At 68.8% G+C, this 17,554-nt stretch carries 17 protein-coding genes; 9 read left to right on the forward strand and 8 right to left on the reverse strand.

The window, feature by feature from the left end:
• Positions 1 to 33 precede the first annotated feature (33 nt).
• Complete coding sequence (aroC, locus tag Q7J39_RS13295) at positions 34 to 1,155, reverse strand: chorismate synthase (RefSeq protein ID WP_304825722.1); 1,122 nt, start codon at positions 1,153 to 1,155, stop codon at positions 34 to 36.
• A 33-nt stretch (positions 1,156 to 1,188) separates the two neighbouring features.
• Positions 1,189 to 1,875 carry a DnaJ domain-containing protein gene (locus Q7J39_RS13300; protein ID WP_304825725.1) on the reverse strand — a complete coding sequence of 229 codons (687 nt, stop codon included), beginning with the start codon at positions 1,873 to 1,875 and terminating at the stop codon, positions 1,189 to 1,191.
• Between the two features lie 105 nt (positions 1,876 to 1,980).
• Here Q7J39_RS13300 and pdxH point away from each other — a divergent pair, with 105 nt between their 5' ends.
• The 6 genes from pdxH to Q7J39_RS13330 all read left to right on the forward strand — a co-directional run bounded on the left by pdxH (position 1,981) and on the right by Q7J39_RS13330 (position 9,476).
• Positions 1,981 to 2,646 (forward strand): pyridoxamine 5'-phosphate oxidase, encoded by a 666-nt coding sequence (gene pdxH, locus Q7J39_RS13305; protein ID WP_304825728.1) that lies wholly within the window; start codon positions 1,981 to 1,983, stop codon positions 2,644 to 2,646.
• On the forward strand, positions 2,643 to 4,133 hold the full coding sequence (locus Q7J39_RS13310; RefSeq protein ID WP_304825731.1) for a bifunctional aminoglycoside phosphotransferase/ATP-binding protein: 1,491 nt from the start codon (positions 2,643 to 2,645) through the stop codon (positions 4,131 to 4,133). The genes pdxH and Q7J39_RS13310 overlap by 4 nt, the downstream gene beginning before the upstream one ends.
• Positions 4,134 to 4,249: 116 nt before the next feature.
• Complete coding sequence (locus Q7J39_RS13315; protein WP_304825734.1) at positions 4,250 to 4,642, forward strand: hypothetical protein; 393 nt, start codon at positions 4,250 to 4,252, stop codon at positions 4,640 to 4,642.
• Between the two features lie 36 nt (positions 4,643 to 4,678).
• A complete protein-coding gene (locus Q7J39_RS13320) occupies positions 4,679 to 5,122 on the forward strand; it encodes a response regulator transcription factor (protein WP_304825736.1) in 444 nt (147 codons plus the stop codon).
• A gap of 42 nt (positions 5,123 to 5,164) precedes the next feature.
• The gene (locus Q7J39_RS13325; protein WP_304825739.1) at positions 5,165 to 6,604 is read left to right on the forward strand and encodes a sulfatase-like hydrolase/transferase; all 1,440 of its coding nucleotides are present in this window, start codon (positions 5,165 to 5,167) and stop codon (positions 6,602 to 6,604) included.
• 112 nt (positions 6,605 to 6,716) lie between these two features.
• Positions 6,717 to 9,476: a long-chain-fatty-acid--CoA ligase gene (locus Q7J39_RS13330; RefSeq protein ID WP_304825741.1), complete on the forward strand. Its 2,760-nt coding sequence runs from the start codon at positions 6,717 to 6,719 to the stop codon at positions 9,474 to 9,476.
• Positions 9,477 to 9,509: 33 nt separating this feature from the next.
• Here Q7J39_RS13330 and Q7J39_RS13335 read toward each other — a convergent pair whose 3' ends face one another.
• The 4 genes from Q7J39_RS13335 to Q7J39_RS13355 form a co-directional block, all read right to left on the reverse strand.
• On the reverse strand, positions 9,510 to 9,899 hold the full coding sequence (locus Q7J39_RS13335) for a limonene-1,2-epoxide hydrolase family protein (RefSeq protein ID WP_304825746.1): 390 nt from the start codon (positions 9,897 to 9,899) through the stop codon (positions 9,510 to 9,512).
• Between the two features lie 70 nt (positions 9,900 to 9,969).
• Positions 9,970 to 10,806, reverse strand: a complete 837-nt coding sequence (locus Q7J39_RS13340) for a helix-turn-helix transcriptional regulator (RefSeq protein WP_304825749.1) — start codon at positions 10,804 to 10,806, stop codon at positions 9,970 to 9,972.
• A gap of 166 nt (positions 10,807 to 10,972) precedes the next feature.
• Positions 10,973 to 11,872: an MBL fold metallo-hydrolase gene (locus Q7J39_RS13345; protein ID WP_304825752.1), complete on the reverse strand. Its 900-nt coding sequence runs from the start codon at positions 11,870 to 11,872 to the stop codon at positions 10,973 to 10,975.
• A gap of 214 nt (positions 11,873 to 12,086) precedes the next feature.
• Entirely contained in the window at positions 12,087 to 12,497 is a 411-nt protein-coding gene (locus Q7J39_RS13355; protein ID WP_304825755.1) for a TIGR01244 family sulfur transferase, read from the reverse strand.
• A gap of 113 nt (positions 12,498 to 12,610) precedes the next feature.
• On the opposite strand from Q7J39_RS13355, the gene oppB reads away from it, so the two are divergent.
• Together oppB and Q7J39_RS13365 are read left to right on the forward strand one after the other, a co-directional pair.
• Positions 12,611 to 13,534, forward strand: a complete 924-nt coding sequence (gene oppB / locus Q7J39_RS13360; RefSeq protein WP_304825758.1) for an oligopeptide ABC transporter permease OppB — start codon at positions 12,611 to 12,613, stop codon at positions 13,532 to 13,534.
• The gene (locus Q7J39_RS13365; RefSeq protein WP_304825760.1) at positions 13,531 to 14,439 is read left to right on the forward strand and encodes an ABC transporter permease; all 909 of its coding nucleotides are present in this window, start codon (positions 13,531 to 13,533) and stop codon (positions 14,437 to 14,439) included. The genes oppB and Q7J39_RS13365 overlap by 4 nt, the downstream gene beginning before the upstream one ends.
• Before the next feature lie 6 nt (positions 14,440 to 14,445).
• Here Q7J39_RS13365 and Q7J39_RS13370 read toward each other — a convergent pair whose 3' ends face one another.
• Entirely contained in the window at positions 14,446 to 14,979 is a 534-nt protein-coding gene (locus Q7J39_RS13370) for a hypothetical protein (protein ID WP_304825762.1), read from the reverse strand.
• Between the two features lie 10 nt (positions 14,980 to 14,989).
• Here Q7J39_RS13370 and Q7J39_RS13375 point away from each other — a divergent pair, with 10 nt between their 5' ends.
• Positions 14,990 to 16,642: a peptide ABC transporter substrate-binding protein gene (locus tag Q7J39_RS13375; RefSeq protein WP_304825765.1), complete on the forward strand. Its 1,653-nt coding sequence runs from the start codon at positions 14,990 to 14,992 to the stop codon at positions 16,640 to 16,642.
• Between the two features lie 14 nt (positions 16,643 to 16,656).
• On the opposite strand, the gene Q7J39_RS13380 is transcribed toward Q7J39_RS13375, so the two are convergent.
• A complete protein-coding gene (locus tag Q7J39_RS13380; RefSeq protein ID WP_304825767.1) occupies positions 16,657 to 17,454 on the reverse strand; it encodes a hypothetical protein in 798 nt (265 codons plus the stop codon).
• Between the last annotated feature and the right edge of the window lie 100 nt (positions 17,455 to 17,554).

Raw genomic sequence — 17,554 nt, forward strand, 5'->3', positions numbered from 1 at the left:
TCGTCAAGCTTGGCGCCCCGGCCAAACTAAGCGTCAGCGGTCCGCTACTTTACCGGGTAAGTGCGCACCGCCACCCGTTTGGGCCCGGTGTCGCAGGAAGGCATCGGCCAGGACGCAGGCGGTCATCGCCTCCACCACCGGTACGGCGCGCAGGCCCACGCAGGGGTCGTGGCGGCCCTTGGTGCGCAGGTCGATGTCGTCGCCGGCCTCGTTGATGGACTGGCGCAGGGAGAGGATGGAGGAGGTCGGCTTGAAGGCCACCCGCGCCACCACCGATTGTCCCGTGGAGATGCCGCCCAGGATGCCGCCGGAGCTGTTGGACAGGAACATCGGGCCGTCATTGCCCATGCGCATCTCGTCGGCGTTCTCTTCGCCGGAGAAGGCGGCCGAGGCGAAGCCCGCGCCGACCTCGACACCCTTGGCGGCGTTGATGGACATCAGGGCGCCGGCCAGTTCGGCGTCGAGCTTGCCATAGATCGGCGCGCCCCAGCCGGCGGGCACGCCGGTGGCCTCCACCTCGACGATGGCGCCTGTGGACGAGCCCGACTTGCGCACGGTTTCCAGGTGCTCCTCCCAGACGCTGACCATCCCGGGGTCGGGGCACCAGAACGGGTTCTCGGTGGTCTGGTCCCAGTCGAACCGCGACCGGTCGATGGCGTGCGGCCCGATCTGCACCACCGCGCCGCGGATGGTGACGCCCTCCAGGATCTTGCGGGCCACCGCGCCGGCGGCGACCCGGGCGGCGGTCTCGCGGGCCGAGGCCCGGCCGCCGCCGCGATAGTCCCGCACGCCGTACTTGGCGAAATAGGCGTAGTCGGCGTGGCCGGGGCGGAAGGCCTGGGCGATCTCGGAATAGTCGCGGCTGCGCTGGTCGACATTCTCGATGATCATCGAGATCGGCGTGCCGGTGGTGACCTGGCCGTCGGTGCGCTCGTCGGCGAACACGCCGGACAGGATCTTCACCGCGTCCGGCTCCTGGCGTTGGGTGACGAACTTGCCCTGGCCCGGCCGGCGTTTGTCGAGCCAGACCTGGACCTCTTCGGCGGTCAGCTGGATGTTGGGCGGGCAGCCGTCGACGACGCAGCCCAGGGCCGGACCATGGCTCTCGCCCCAGGTGGTCACGCGGAACAGATGGCCGAAGCTGTTGTGCGACATGGCGGCGCTTCTAACCGTGTGGGCCGTTTATGGCTAGGCCGCCCAGGCCGCGGCGAACCGCCGAAGCTGGGCGCGGGCGGCGGAGTCCCCGGTGGCGGCGTCGGCCGACAGCCGCAGGAACAGGTGACCCTGACGGTGGCGACCGCGGCTCGGCAGGCCCTGGCCCACCAGGCGGATCAGGCCGCGGTCGCAGGCTTTCTTGGTGATCCAGACCACCCGGCGGCCCAGCGGTGTCTCCACCCCGATGCGGCCGCCCTCGGCCAGCAGGCGCGGCTCGATCTTGACGGTGATCCACAGGTCGTCGCCGCGCACCAGCATCTCGCCGTCGCCGCGGATGGCGACCTCCAGCTCGGCCTCGCCCACGCGGACGGTGTCGCCGGCCCGCATCCCGGCGGGCAGCTCGATCTTCACCCGGCGACCGTCCGAGAGACGATGCTCCACCTTGCCGCCGGTCATGGCGATCAGCGGCGGGACCGACAGGGTGGGGGATGCCGCCATCGGCCGGGCCACCGTGGCCGGCGGCTGGCTGATCCGGTCGCGGGGGACCGGGGCGGTCTGCAGGATGTGATAGGCCTCCACCACTTCGCGGAAGCGCTCGGCGTCGCCGCCCTTGCGGTCGGGGTGGGCGCGCTTGGCGGCCTCGCGGAAGGCGCGGCGCAGTTCGGCGGGGCCGGCGAGGGGGCCAGCGCCCAGCACCTCGCGCGCCCGTTTCGCGCTCATCGTCGTGGGGTTCGCACCAGCCATCGGCGACAGTCTTAGGAAGACGCGGTCAATGGGGGGTTAAGCCCCTGACGGATCGGCGGCCTCTGCGCTATATGCGGAGCCATGAGCGACAAGCCCTTCATTCCCGCCTCGCCGACCGAGGACGACTACGTCCGCAGCGTCACGGAGGCCGCGCCGCTTCCGCTGTTGTCGGAGGAGGATCCCATCTCCCTCTTCAACGCCTGGCTGACCGAGGCCCTGGGCAAGGAGCTGAACGACGCCAACGCCATGGCGCTGGCCACCGCCGACGCCGACGGCCTGCCCGACGTGCGCATGGTGCTGCTGAAGGACGCCGATGAGCGTGGCTTCGTCTTCTATTCCAACGAGCAGAGCGCCAAGGGCCGGGAGCTCGCCACCAATCCGCAGGCCGCCCTGCTGTTCCACTGGAAGTCCCTACGCCGCCAGGTGCGGGTGCGCGGGCCCGTCTCCCACGTCAGCGACGCCGAGGCCGACGCCTATTGGGCCACCCGCGCCAGGCCGGCTCAGATCGGCGGCTGGGCCTCCCAGCAATCGCAGGCCCTGCCCGACCGTCTGGCCCTGGAAAAACGCATCGCTGAGTACGGCCTGAAGTTCGGCCTGGGCAAGGTGCCCCGTCCGCCCCATTGGCGCGGCTTCCGCATCACCCCCCACGTCATCGAGTTCTGGCGCGACCGGCCGTTCCGCCTGCACGAACGCCTGGTCTTCGTCCGCCAGGGCTCCGGCTGGACCACCCAGCGGCTCTATCCTTGACCGATCCGCAGGAAGCCGAGGTCGCCGCCTGGTTCGAGGCCAAGGCCGACCGCGCGATCGAGACGGCCTGCGCCCGGGTCTATCTGGCCGGCGACCAGGCCTTCAAGGTCAAGCGCCGGGTGGAGTTGGGCTATCTCGACTACTCCACCCTGGACCTGCGCCACTGGGCGCTGGAGCGCGAGCTGAGCTTCAACCGCGCCGCGGCCTCGGACATTTATCGTGCGGTGCGCAAGGTGACGCGGACGTCCGACGGCGGCCTGGAGCTGGACGGCGCCGGCGAGACCGTCGAGTTCGCCCTGGAGATGCGCCGTTTCGACGAGCATGCGGTCCTGGCCGCCCAGCCCTGGGCCGTCGACGGGGCGCTGGCCGACGCCCTTGGCCGCACGGTGGCCGGCTTCCATGCCAAGGCGTCGGTGCGCCCCGACGGCGGTGGCGGCAAAGCGCTGAAATACACCATCGACTCCAACGCCCAGCTGCTGAGGGGCCTCGCCCCGCGCCTGGGCGCCGACCGGGTCGAGCAGGCGGTGACCGCCACCGAGGCTGAATACCAACGCCTGGAGCCCCTGCTGGACGCCCGCCGCGCCGCAGGCTTCGGCCGCCACTGCCACGGCGATCTGCACCTGGGGAACATCCTGTTGGAGGGCGGCAAGCCCATCCTCTTCGACTGCATTGAGTTCAACGACGTGCTGTCGGAGATCGACGTCCAGTACGACCTGGCCTTCCTGCTGATGGACCTGCAATTCCGCCGGCGCTCCGACGCCGCGGTGCGCACGCTCTCGGCCTATTTCGATCAGGCCGCCCGCGGCTGGGGCGACGCGCTGCGCGAGGGCCTCGCCGCCCTGCCGCTGATGCTGTCGGTGCGCGCCGCCGTCCGCGCCCATGTCTGCGCCTATAGCGGCGATGACGCCGGCGCGATCGCCTATCTCGACGCCGCGATCGCCCACCTGACACCGGTGGCGCCCAGCCTGGCCGCCGTCGGCGGCCTTTCAGGCACCGGCAAGTCCACCTTCGCCCGCCTGATCGCGCCCGGCCTCGGCGCCTCGCCGGGCGCCGTGGTCCTGCGCACCGACGAAATCCGCAAGCGGCTGCTGGGGGTGGCGCCGGACGCCAGGCTCTCCAGCGCGGTCTATTCGCCGGCCTTCTATCAGGAGGTCTACGACACGATGTTCGCCGACGCCCGCGCCTTGCTGGGGGCCGGCCGCGCGGTGGTCCTGGACGCCACCTTCATCGCGCCCGAGCTGCGGGCTCGCGCCGAGGCGCTGGCCGCCGAGATGGGTGTGACCTTCCACGGCGTCTGGCTGGAAGCGCCCACCGACATCCTCGCCGCCCGCATCGACGGCCGGACCGACGACGCCTCGGACGCCACCCAGGCGACGCTGCAGATGCAGCTCGACCGCGACATCGGCGAGGTGGCCTGGACCCATGTCGATGCGTCGGGTCCGGCCGAGGACTCCGCCGAGGCCTGGTCGATCCGCTACGCCCGCTAGCACAAGGCGGACACCTCATTTTGAGGCTGCGTACGGACGTCGCAGGCGAGAGCCGATTCATCCTCTGTTAGTCACGACCCCGCAGGGTCGTCGAACGAAATTCGGAGATCGATGTTATGGGTGCGCAGGCACAGACGGTGGAGGTCCTTGAGGCCGGCGTGTCCAGCATGGTGGGCGTCCTGGCCTGGGAGATCGAACTGGCCGGCGCCCGCTGCATGAAGCTCGACACCCTGGTGGGCGAGCTGATGCATATCCTGCCCCTGGAGCACCGCGAGAAGCTGGTGGAGGGGATGCACACCGTCGACCTTCTGGGCCAGCAGCTCACCGCGCTTTCCACCTTCGCCCGCAATCTCAGCGGCGAAATTCCCGAGACCCTCATGGCGCCGGTTCAGGACGCCCTGGGGGACATAACCCTGGGGGCCTTGGCCGACCGGATGTTCAGCGCCCTGGGCGGTGAGGAGAAGGGGCTCAACGACGGCGATGAGGCGGGAGATCTTGACCTCTTCTAGACCCGGCCCCGTTCCCCAGAACCAAGGCGATCGCCGATGAATCCCGATCTCAAGGACCGCCGCATCGTCGTGTGCGACAGCGATCGAACCGTCCTGGAACTGTTGCAGATCCGGCTGGACCTGGCCGGTTGCCACACCTTCGTGGCCCGGACCGGCGCCGTGGCGCTGGAGACCATCAGGGCCATGCGGCCCCACGCCCTGCTGCTGGAGCTCAACCTGCCGGAAATGGACGGCTTCGAGGTGCTGCGCACGCTCAATCCGCGCGGCGAGGGCATCGCCTTCCCGGTGCTGGTCATGGGCAAGAAGCTGGCGCCGGCGGACATTCAGCGCGCGGTGGGTCTCGGCGCCCGCGACGTCCTCATCAAGCCCTTCAGCGGGGCCGACGTGCTGGAGCGGGTCGCCCGGCAGTTCCGCCGCGCCGCGGCTCCCGCGCGTCCGGCGGGCGCGGTCGCTCAGGTGGCTCGGGCGGCGTCGGCCTAGCGGTCGCTTCACATACGGTTCGCCCGCCGCCATGGTGGAGGGGTGAACATCCTCTTCATCACCCTCGACCAGTTCCGTGGCGACGCCCTGGCCTGCGCCGGCCATCCCATCGTGCGGACGCCGCACCTGGACCGTCTGGCGGCCCAGGGGGTGCGGTTCGCCCGCCACTACAGCCAGGCCGCCCCCTGCAGTCCGGGACGCGCCAGCCTCTATACCGGGACCTACCAGCTCAATCATCGGGTGGTGGCCAACGGCACGCCGCTGGACCGGCGGCTGGACAACGTGGCCAAGGCGGCGCGGCGGGCGGGCTATCAGCCCACCCTGTTCGGTTACACCGACCAGGCCGTCGATCCCCGTGACGCGACCGGCCCCGATGACCCGCGCTTCAAGTCCTGGGAGGGGGTGCTGCCCGGCTTCGAGGTGGGCCTCAACTTCGCCACCCACAATCCCGGCGTCTGGGTCGAGTGGCTGCGCGGCCTGGGACACGAGGTCCCTGACGACTATGAGGGCGCCGTCAGCGGCGAGCCCGGCCGCCCGGCCGAGCACAGCCTCTCAGCCTTTCATACCGACGTCCTGCTGGACTGGATCGCGGCCCAGAAGGGCCCCTGGTTTGCGCACCTGTCCCAGCTTCGCCCCCACCCGCCCTACGGCGCGGCGGGCCATTTCGCCACGATGTACGATCCGGCCGACATGGCGGCGCCCATCGCCCCTTCGCCGGACCGCCACCGCCTGCACGACGGCCTGCTGCGGGCCATGGGCGCGCCGGAGGACGCCTCCGAGATGGCTCAGCTCCAGGCCCAGTATTTCGGCATGGTGACCGAGGTCGATCACCAGCTCGGCCGCCTGTGGGCCACGCTCGAGGCCAGCGGCCAGTGGGAGGACACCTTCATCGTCGTCACCGCCGACCATGGCGAGCAGCTCGGCGATCACGGCCTGATCCAGAAGTCGGGCTTCTTCGAGGAGAGCTACCACATCCTGGGCATCGTCCGGGACCCGCGCCAGGCCCGCGCCCACGGCGCCGTGGTCGACCGCTTCACCGAGAACGTCGACATCCTGCCCACCCTCTGCGAGGCCATGGGCATCGCCGTCCCCGACCAGTGCGACGGCCTGCCCTTGACGCCCTTCCTGAAGGGCGAGGACCCGCCCAGCTGGCGCGCCGCCGCCCACTGGGAGTTCGACTGGCGCGGCTCCAACATCGCCAAGGGCGCCCAGGCCTGGCCCTGGGACCGGCGGCTCGAGCAACAGAACCTGGCTGTGCTGCGCTCGGACGCGGCGGCTTACGTTCAGTTCGGTGACGGCGCCTGGCTGTGTTTCGACCTTGTCGCCGACCCCACCTGGCGCACGCCGGTCACCGACACCGGTGTCGTCCTGGCCCACGCCCAGGCCATGCTCACCTGGCGCGCCCAGCACACCGACCGCACCCTGACCGGCCTGCTGATCGACAACGGCGGCACGGGACGCTGGCCGGCCGTGCACGCGTGACGCAAATCGTAACCAAACCCCTCGCGTCAGGGGCGCGCGGCGTTGCGTCGGAGCCTCGCTGAAACTAGCGTGGCGCGCGGCCCCCTAGAGGCCCAGTGGAGGACGCTTTTCGATGCAAGGCAGGATGCAGGACTGGCCGTTGACGGTCGACCGGATACTCGACCACGCCAAGTCCTGGCATGGCGACCGCGAGATCGTCTCGCGCTCCGTCGAAGGCCCCATGGTGCGCACCACCTATGCGCAGGTCCATGCGCGGGCCAAGCGCGTCTCCAATGTCCTGCGGGGGCTGAACATCCAGCCGGGCGACCGGGTCGCGACGCTCGCCTGGAACACCGCCCGCCACATCGAGGCCTGGTACGGGATCATGGGGATGGGGGCGGTCTGCCACACCCTCAACCCGCGCCTGTTCTCCGAGCAGCTCGTCTACATCATCAACCATGCCGAAGATAAGGTCATCTTCACCGACCTGACCTTCCTGCCGATCCTGGCTGCGATCCGCGACCAGATCCCCACCGTCGCGCACATCATCGTCTTCACCGACGACGCCCACATGACCGCCGACCTGCCCGGCGCCCATGCCTATGAGAGCCTGCTGAGCCAGGTGTCGGAGGACGCCGTCTGGGGCGGCTTCGACGAGAATTCGCCGGCCGGCCTCTGCTACACCTCCGGCACCACGGGCAATCCCAAGGGGGTGCTCTACTCGCACCGCTCCAACTTCCTGCACACGCTGGTGACCATGGGCGCCGACGTGCTCGGCATCGGGGCCCTCGACACCGTCCTGCCGGTGGTGCCGATGTTCCACGCCAACGCCTGGGGCGTGGCCTTCTCCGCGCCCGCCGTGGGCGCCAAGCTGGTTATGCCCGGCGCCAAGCTGGACGGCGCCTCGATCCACGAGCTGTTGGAGAGCGAGCAGGTCACCTTCTCGGCCGCCGTGCCCACGGTATGGCAGATGCTGCTGACCCACCTGCGCGACACCAACGGGACGCTCAGCAGCCTCAAGCGCGTGGTGATCGGCGGCTCGGCGGTGCCCGAGGCCATCGTGCGCGCCTTCCGCGACGACTACGGCGTGGCCGTCACCCACGCCTGGGGGATGACCGAGACCTCGCCGCTGGGCACCCAGGCGACGCCCAACCACAAGATCGCGGCGATGAGCGACGAGGACCAGCTCCGCTTCCAGCTCAAGCAGGGCCGCCCGCCGCTCGCCATCGACCTGCGCCTGACCAACGACGCCGGCGAGGACCTGCCCCGCGACGGCCACACCTTCGGCAAGCTGCTGGTGAAGGGCCCGTTCGTGGTGGGCGAGTACTTCAAGGGCGACGGCGGAAACATCCTCGACGACCAGGGCTTCTTCGACACCGGCGACGTCGCCACCCTGGACGAGCACGGCTTCATGCAGATCACCGACCGCGCCAAGGACGTCATCAAGTCCGGCGGCGAGTGGATCAGCACCATCGAGATCGAGAACATCGCGGCGGGCCACCCCAAGGCCGAGCTGGCCGCCGTCATCGGCATGGCCCACCCCAAGTGGGACGAACGCCCCCTGCTGCTGGTCAAGCTGCGGCCCGGCCAGGAGGCCACCAAGGAAGAGTTCCTGGCCTTCCTGGAAGGCAAGATCGCCAAGTGGTGGATGCCCGACGACGTGGTCTTCGTCGACGACATCCCGCTGGGCGCCACCGGCAAGATCGACAAGAAGCTGATCCGCACCCGGATGGCCGACTACGTCCTGCCCACCGCTGTCGTCGCCGCGGCGTCGACCATCGCGCTCGCCGCCCCGCCGGAGCCCAAGATCTACGCCCCGGAGCCTCAGGCGCCGTTCGAACCCGAGGTCCATGCGCCGGTGGCGTCGGAACCCGAGGGCGACCACACCGGCTGGTCGCCGGCCGCCAAGCCGACCCAGGAGGAAAGCTATTCCGGCCTGACCGTGGTGACCCCGACCCTCGGCGACGCCCCCGCCGCGGAGGCCCAGGCGGAGGCCATTCTCCCTTTTCAGGGTGAGCCGGCGCCGGAGGCTCACGCGCCCCTGAGCCTGGCCCCGCCGACGGCGGCCGACGAGCCGTTCGCCGCGCCGCTGGCGCGGCGCCGCGCCAAGCCACGCAAGGGCGATGGCTTCGCGGGCTTCTATCTCAACCTCGCCACCCTGCTGGCCCTGGCGCCGGCCCTGATGGTGGGCGCGGGCATGCTGGGCACGCGCTATGGCCTGATGGACTGGAAGACCGGCCTCGGGGTCATCGCCCTGGAATGGGCGCCCAAGGTGGCCCTGATCGCCGTGGCCGCCGGCCTGCTCGGCGTGATCATCGCCCTGTTCGCAGGGTTCGGCCGGTTCTGGGCCCGCGCCCTGATGGTGTTGATCCTCTGTGGCGCCACCTTCGGAGCCTATATCTGGGCCCGCCAGGAACAGGTGACCAACCCGCCGATCAACGACGTCTCCACCGACTGGACCCTCCCTCTGACCTTCTCGCAGAAGATGATGCGCGAGCGCGGTCCCGAGGCGATCATGGTGGAGGCCGACCCGATGCGGCCGCTGGATTCCGCGGCCTATGCCGGCCGCCGCATCGCCGACATCAACGCCGAGACCTGCGCCGACGCCCGGCCGCTGATCCTGGCCAGCGCGCCGGGGCAGGCCTACGCCAGGGCCAAGGCTGCGGTGGAGCAGGCGGGCCTGTCCCTGGTCACCGACGATCCCGCCTCAGGCCGCATCGAGGCCACCGGCCGCAGCACCGCCTTCGGCTTCAAGAACGACGTGGTGGTCCGCGTCCTGCCCGCGCCGCAGGGCTCGCGCATCGACGTCCGCGCCATCAGCCGCGTCCCCGTCGCCGACTTCGGCGCCAACTGCGCCCGGGTGACCGAGCTGATCGGCGCGATGCGGAGCTGATCCGTTCAGCCGCGCGCCGTCGGGACGCGCCGGTTAGCTCGCCGGCAATTGCGACATGATCGTCGGGGCGTCGAAATAGTCGCGCCAGTAGGTGATCAGGCCGTCATGAACCTCATAGACGCCGGTCACCGGCAGCTCGACCCACTTATCGCCGAAGAGGTGCCGATCCAGCCGCTCCAGGAACACGACCGGGCCGGAAACGGCCTCCCGCAGGACCCTGAACTCGTTCTCCGAAGTCGGCCCGAAGAAGGGTTCAAGGACCGCGCGGATCCCCGCGCGCCCGCGCACCGCGCCGATCGGCGGCGGGTTGATGTATTCGCAGGTGTCGGAGACGAGCTTCAGGGCGGCGTCATAGTCCAAGGGCTCCATGAGCGTCATGAACCGCCGAACGATTTCGAGGGGGGATGGGGGCGCTACGGACATGAGGCTCTCCTGTGGGCTGGTGTGGCGCGACAGTCGCGACCCGCCGCGCGCGGCGCAATTACCTCGCGGGTCATGGTTTGCTACCGGCCGCCGCGCCGCGGAACAGGGCTTCGGTCTCCGCATCGGCCGGGAACAGGGTTTCGAGCCTCAGTTCGTCGGCGGTGACATCCTGGGCGGCGCCAAAGGTCGCGACCACCGCGAACATTGAGATCTTCAAGTCTCTGATCTGCATGTTGAACGGCATCACCGGCAGGAGGGCGGTGTCGGCGGGCGACCACAGGACATCGAGATTCTGAAGCGGTGCGAGGTCATCCAATACCGCCTTCATCTCCAGCCCCCCCAGGGCCTCGGCCTCGCGCTGCGCGCGACGCCACATCAGGGGGCCCACCGCCGACCAGTTAGTGACGAAGGGGCGAATGCCCTGGGGATGGAAGAACAACCGCATCAGGTTGCGCTGGTCGCCGCCGACCCGGGTCCAGATATCCTCTCCCAGCATGGCGCCCAGCCGATCAAAGGGCTTGTTCGACAGCCGGACATTCCAGGCCCGGTCGAGGGCGATGGCCGGGAAGGGCTCATGGGCCTTGAGCATCATGCGCACGGCGCTCATCACCAGGGCCATCTGGGGGTCGTCCAGGGCGCGGACCTGAAAGATCGGCGCGAATCCCGCGGCCGTCAGCCAGAGGTTCCGGTCGCGGAGCGGAACCTCAAGTGTCTCGCTCAACTGCAGGATCATGTTTCGGCTGGGGTTGGCCCGCCCCGATTCCAGGAAGCTGACATGGCGCTGCGAGACGCCGGAGCTCAGCGCCAGACCCAGCTGCGACAGCCGGCGCTTCTGACGCCATTCCCGCAACAGACGGGGAAAGCCGGCGGCGGCGTCTGGGGGTGTTTCCGGGATCGAAACCGACACTCTGGAACCTCGCCATTCCCCAGCCATCAGTCGCTCAACCCGCGATGGGATTCAATGACCTGCCGGGTAATTGACCGCCACGACCGGCCACGACCGGCCGCGCTATGGATACAGGCCAAAGAGCAGGTCGCGAGGCCTGGCCTCTGGCGCGGGTTGGCCCGCCGCCTCAGACCGCCCGGTACGCGCTGTCGGGCCCCGGCTCTCCGTCCGTCGTCACCAGGCCGCGCCGCACCAGGTCGATCATGTGACCCAGCACAGAGCGCGCCGCCGCCGGGTGCAGGCGCGGGTCGACGTCGGCATATAGCACCGGCACCATCTCGCGGATCTTGCCGTGGCCGTCCTGCACCGCCTTCAGCACCTGGGCCTCGCGCGCCCTTCGGTGAGCAATATAGGCCTCGATGAAGGGGGTCACCTCGGTGATCGGCGGGCCGTGGGTCGGCCACAGGACCGAGAAGGCCCGCGCCTTCACCTTGTCCAGGCTGTCCATGTAGTCGGTCATGTCGCCGTCCGGCGGCGTGATCACCGTGGTCGACCAGCCCATGATGTGGTCGCCGGAGAACAGGGCGTTCTCTTCCTTCAGCGCAAAGCAGATGTGGTTGGAGGTGTGACCCGGCGTGGCGATGGCCTCCATCGTCCAGCCCGGCCCCTCGAGGATCTGGCCGCCGCCGCACAGGCTGATGTCCGGGGCGAAGTCGTGGTCGTGGCCGGCCTCCATCCGCACGCCGCTGTCGTCGGTGGGGGCGTGGGCCACGGCGCAGCCATAGATCGGCGCGCCGGTGCGGGCCTTCAGCGGGCCGGCCAGGGGCGAGTGGTCGGAGTGGTGGTGGGTGATCAGGATGTGGGTGATCTTTTCGCCCGGCTCCAGCGCCCCCAGGATCGCCTCCAGGTGATCGTCCATGTCGGGGCCGGGATCGATCACCGCCACCTCGCCGCGGCCGATGATGTAGGTGCCGGTGCCCAGATAGGTGAAGGGGCCCGGATTGTTGGCCACCACCCGCCGGATCAGCGGTGAGACCTGGTCTGCCTTGCCGTACTCGAACTTGATCTCGCGGACATAGGGAATCATCGGCGGTCTCCTTCTTGCGCTGCAGCGCCTCAGTTCAGGATTGTGAGGCGGTTATGGCGGCGCAGGCGGTGATGTTTGTTTCAAAACGGCTTCAGAGGGTGGTCTTCGCCCTGATGTGTCTCATGACGGCGCAGCTGATTCTGACCATGGCCAGCTGCGAGCCCGACGAACCGGCCCTGCTGGGCGCGGTCCGCGTGCCGATATCCTATCCGGGTTAGGCCGGGAGCACACCGTTCAGGTCGTAGCCGGCCTCAAGTCCCAGTTCGACCAGTTCATCGCGGGAGCGGGCGCCGTCCATGGCCTCGCCCAGCGACCAGGTGATGATCGAACGGGTGCCCGAGCGGCAGAAGGCCAGCACCGGACCTTCGGAGTTTTCCAGGATCGAGCGTTCCTCCGCCACCTGGTCCTGGGTCGGACCGCCCCGCACGGGGATGTAGGCGTATTGCAGGCCCGCGGCCTTGGCCGCCGCCTCGACCGCGGCGCTCGTCGGCTGGGCCGGGTCCTCGCCGTCGGGACGATTGTTGATCACCAGCTTGAAGCCCATCGCGGCCGCGCGCGGCAGGTCCTCCAGGGTGATCTGGGGACTGACGGAGAGCTGGTGGGTGACGCGTCGAAATTCGGTCATGGTCTGACTTCACTTGAGGTGGGAGGAGGCCCTTCGTTGACATCATCGGGGGGCGATGAAACTTTCGCAACGCCCGGCCGTCAAAAGGCCCTCCACCTCGAGCTTCCAAATCCATGTTGCGTTTCATAGGCCGACGACTCCTCGTGGCCATCCCGACGCTGTTTCTCGTCGTCACGCTCGCCTTCTTCATGATGCGCGCGGCGCCCGGCAGCCCCTTCGACATGGATCGCAAGCTGTCGCCCGAGATCGAGGCCAATGTCATGGCCAAGTACGGGATGGATAAGCCCCTGGGAGCCCAGTACGCCGACTATCTGAAGGGCGTGCTGCAGGGCGATTTCGGACCGTCCCTGAAATACAAGGACAAGACCGTCCTGCAGATCCTGCAGGAGAACTACAAGGTCAGCCTGATCCTCGGCCTCTCGGCGATCACGCTGGCCGGCGCCATCGGCGTGACCCTGGGCGTGCTGGCGGCGCTGAGGCAGAACGGCTGGGTGGACTACGGCGTCATGGGGGTGGCGATCGTCGGGGTCTGTATCCCCACCTTCGTCACCGCGCCCCTGCTGGTCCTGTTGTTCGGCTCGATCCTTCAATGGCTGCCGAACGGCGGCTGGAACGGCGGGGCGATCGCAAACCTGATCCTGCCGATCACCGTGCTCGCCCTGCCGCAGATCGCCATCATCTCGCGCCTGACGCGGGCGGGCATGATCGAGGTGCTGCAGTCCAACTACGTCCGCACGGCCCGCGCCAAGGGCCTGCCGGCCTACCGCGTGGTCTTCAAGCACGCCCTGCGCGCCGCCATCCTGCCCCTGGTCAGCTACCTTGGTCCCGCCTGCGCGGGCCTGCTCACCGGCTCCCTGGTGGTGGAAAAGATCTTCAACCTGCCGGGACTGGGCAAGTTTTTCGTGATCTCGGCCCTGCAGCGCGACTACACCGTGGTCATGGGCATGGTGATCTTCTACGCCGGCCTGATCCTGTTCCTGAACCTGATCGCCGACCTGCTCTATGCGGTCCTCGATCCCCGCGTGAGGCTGTCGTGAGCACTCCTATCCTGGCTCCCGGCTCGCGCGAAGGCGCCGCCCTGATGGAAACCGCCGTCAAGGGCCGCAGCCTCTGGGACGACGCCCGCCGGCGCCTGCTGCGCAACGGCGGGGCGGTGGGCGGCATGATCGTGCTGGCAATCCTGGTCCTGGTGGCCATCATCGGCCCCTATGTGACGCCCTTCGCCTATGACCAGATCAACAAGGGCGACGTCTGGGCCGCCCCGCTCACAGGCGGTCACCTGCTGGGCGCCGATTCGCTGGGCCGCGACCTCCTGGCCCGGCTGCTGATGGGCCTGCGGGTGTCCCTGGCCATCGGCCTGATCGCCACCCTGGTCTCCCTGGTGATCGGCGTCGCCTGGGGTGCGGTGGCGGGCTTTGTCGGCGGCGTGGTGGACGAGGTGATGATGCGCATCGTCGACGTGCTCTATTCGCTGCCCTTCATCTTCTTCGTCATCCTGCTGATGGTGACCTTCGGCTCCAACATCATCCTGATCTTCATCGCCATCGGGGCGGTGGAGTGGCTGACCATGAGCCGGATCGTGCGCGGCCAGACCCTGTCCCTGAAGCACAAAGAATTCGTCGAGGCCGCCCGCGCGGCGGGCCTGACGCAGGCCTCCATCATCACCAAGCACATCGTCCCCAACCTGCTGGGCCCGGTGGTGGTCTATGTGACCCTGACCATCCCGGCCGTCATCCTGGCCGAGAGCTTCCTCAGCTTCCTGGGTCTGGGGGTGCAGCCGCCCATGGCCTCGCTCGGCACCCTGATCGCCGGCGGCGCCCAGGACATGGAGCTGGCCTGGTGGCTGCTGGTCTTCCCGTCGCTGACCATGGTGGTCACCCTGATGAGCTTCAACTTCATCGGCGACGGCCTGCGCGACGCCATCGATCCCAAGGACCGGTAGGGGAGGCTACCTCACCCGCCGGGCCCGAACCGCGCGCTGGCTGTCCAGGTTCATGAAGTAGCCCATGGCGGCCTTGCGGATCTCGGCCTTGGAGCCGGCCTTGGGGGCGCGGGCCACTGGTTCGTCGTCGGTCTGGGCCCAGACCGCGCCGCCCTCCAGCTCGACGGTCCAGCGGCGGTCTCCGCCCTGATAGGCGCGGACAATGCTGGTGGTGACCCGGTCCAGGTCCTCGGCCTTTTCGCCGCGGTCGAACATGGCCATCGAGGGCAGGGTGAAGCCGAAGGCCTGCTTGCGGGCGGCGCGGGCCTGATCGCGGTCCACCACCACGATGTCGCCCTTCTTCTCGGCCACATCCAGGCTGCCAACGGCGGCGTCATAACAGGCCAGCCGTTCGGCGGAGTCGCCCTTGGCCTTGCAGTCGATGAGGTTCTGGAAGACCGCCGTGCGCGCCTCGATCTTGGGCTCGGCGGCCACCGCCGCGCTCGCGAGGGCGAAGGCGGCCAGGGCGGCCAGCTTTAAGCGCGTAGGAAACTGTGTCATCCGTGACCCCATGATCTCGATATCCCGCATTGATAAGGCGCTGCTGTCGCGCGGCAAGCCGATGATGTTGGCGCTTGCCGCCTTTTCGCTCCTGGCCCTGGCCGGTTGCTCGCAGAAGGCCTCGCGGCCGCCCTGTCCCGCCGGCCAGATCTGCCTGCAGGCCGGCAACGGCTCGGAACCCGCCACGCTCGATCCGCACAAGTCCACGGGCACCTGGGAGGACCGGATCATCTCCGACCTCACCGTGGGCCTGTTGACTTCGGACGCCGAGGGCAGGTCGATCCCCGGCATGGCCGAACGCTGGACCACCAGCGCCGACGGCAAGACCTGGACCTTCTATCTGCGCGACGCGGTCTGGTCCGACGGCGTGCCGGTCACCGCCGACGACTTCGTCTTCTCCCTGCGCCGCATTCTCGATCCGAAGCTGGCGTCGGAATACGCTTCGCTGCTCTACTTCATCAAGAACGCCCAGCCGGTGAACGAGGGCAAGGCCCCCGGCACGGCGGTCGGCGCGCGGGCCATCTCGCCCAAGGTGCTGGAGATCACCCTGGAACACCCGGCCCCCTACATCACCGAGGTGGCCAAGCATCAGACCATGCTGCCGGTGCCCAAGCACGTGGTGGAAAAGTGGGGCGACGCCTGGAGCCAGCCGGCCCACTACATCTCCAACGGCCCCTACATGCTGAAGAGCTGGACCCTGGGCGACCACGTGGGCGTGGTGAAGAATCCGCGCTTCTATGACGCCAAGAACGTCTGCATCGACCAGATCAACTACTATCCCACCAACGACGCCATCGGCGCCGAGCGGCGGGTCCTGCGCGGCGAGCTCGACATGAACGCCGACATCCAGTCCAACCGCATCGCCTTCCTGCGCGAGCGGATGCCTGAGTACGTCCACACCAACACCTATCTGGGGGTCGCCTACCTGGCCTTCAATTCCGCGGTCCCGGCCTTCAAGGACAAGCGCGTCCGTCTGGCCCTCGACATGGCCATCGACCGGGAATTCATCACCGGCAAGCTGCTGCGGGGCGGCCAGACCCCGGCCTACACCTTCGTGCCGCCGGGGGTGGCCAACTACACCCCGACCGCGCCGCCGGTCTGGTCGACCTGGACGCTGGAGAAGCGCCAGGCCGAGGCCCGCCGCCTGCTGGCGGAGGCGGGTTATGGTCCCGGCAAACCGCTGAAGATCGAGATCAAGCACCGCAACAGCCCCGATCCGATGCTGTTCATGCCCGCCGTCCAGGCCGACTGGAAGGAGATCGGCGTCGAGACGGCCCTGATGCAGAACGAGACCCAGATCGCCTATGCGGCCTATCGCTCGCGGGACTTCCAGGTGGCCGACGCGGCCTGGATCGCCGACTACAACGACGCCATGAGCTTCCTCTACCTGCAGCAGTCCTCCACCGGGTCCCAGAACTACGGCGACTACAAGAACCCGGCGTTCGACGCCCTGCTGGCCAAGGCCGACAACGAACCGGACGTGAAGACCCGCGCGGGCTATCTCTCCCAGGCCGAGCGGCTAATGCTCGACGACGCCACCGTGGCGCCGGTCTATTTCTATGTGAACAAGAACCTAGTCTCGCCGAAGATCACCGGCTGGAAGGACAATCTGGTCGACCACCACCGTTCGCGCTTCCTCTGCATGCCGCGAACGCCGGGCTGATCGCGGGCGGCGCGTCAGGCGTAGCCGAGCAGCGCGCGCAGGCCCGGCGCCATGAAGTCGACGGCCTGCTTCTGCGCCTCGGGCAGCACCTCGGGCAGGGTCATGCCCACCGAAAGCTTCTCGCGGCTGGTGGCGCTGTGCTCCCGCGAAGACCCCACGCGGACCCGGTCGCGCCAGTCCTCGGGGATGGCGATACCGAACTTCGCCAGCAGCTCCCGGAAATAGGCTTCCGCCGCCGGGGTATCGAGGTCCTTCAGGTGGCCGACGATGTCCTCGTAGCGCACCAGGTGCACGCCGGTCCCCAGCCACGCCACGGCATGGAAGGTGAAGGCCTCCCGCAGGGCCGGCGCCTTTCCGGGGATGCCGAAGATCATCATGTTCATCATCTGCTCGACGCTGACCGCGCCGTTCTTGAGCGGATTGAGCTCGGGATGATCCAGCTGGTCCGACAGGCTGAACCGCGCGCGGGCCAGGACATAGTCATAGGGGTCGCGCACCAGGATCACCTGGTTGGCGTGCTTCAGCGCCATCAGCGAGATGTCGGCGAACAGCAGGTGACCGACGCTGAAGGCCGGCCGGCCGGGGTTCAGCGCCCCGATGTGCTGCTGCAGGTTCTGCACCTGGATGAACTCGCGGTCGTAGTGCTGCTCGGTGGGCACGAACATGCGGACGATATTGCGCAGCAGGTGGGTGCCGCACTTGGGCACGCTGTTCAGGAAGGCGGTCTGGCGCAGCGGCGCCTGGGCGAACTTCCGCACCTCCGGCCCCAGGGTGTCGGGCTTGGTGCGGATGATGGCGACCGGCTGAGCCATGGGGGCGCTCCTGGAAACAAGACCTATCGCTAGGCGCCAGGCGGGCCGCACGCAACCGAAAATAAGACGCGCTGGGCGCCCCGAAAATCCGCTAGCCTCG

This window comes from Phenylobacterium sp., assembly GCF_030651185.1.
In the GTDB taxonomy this organism is placed as follows: Bacteria; Pseudomonadota; Alphaproteobacteria; order Caulobacterales; family Caulobacteraceae; genus Phenylobacterium.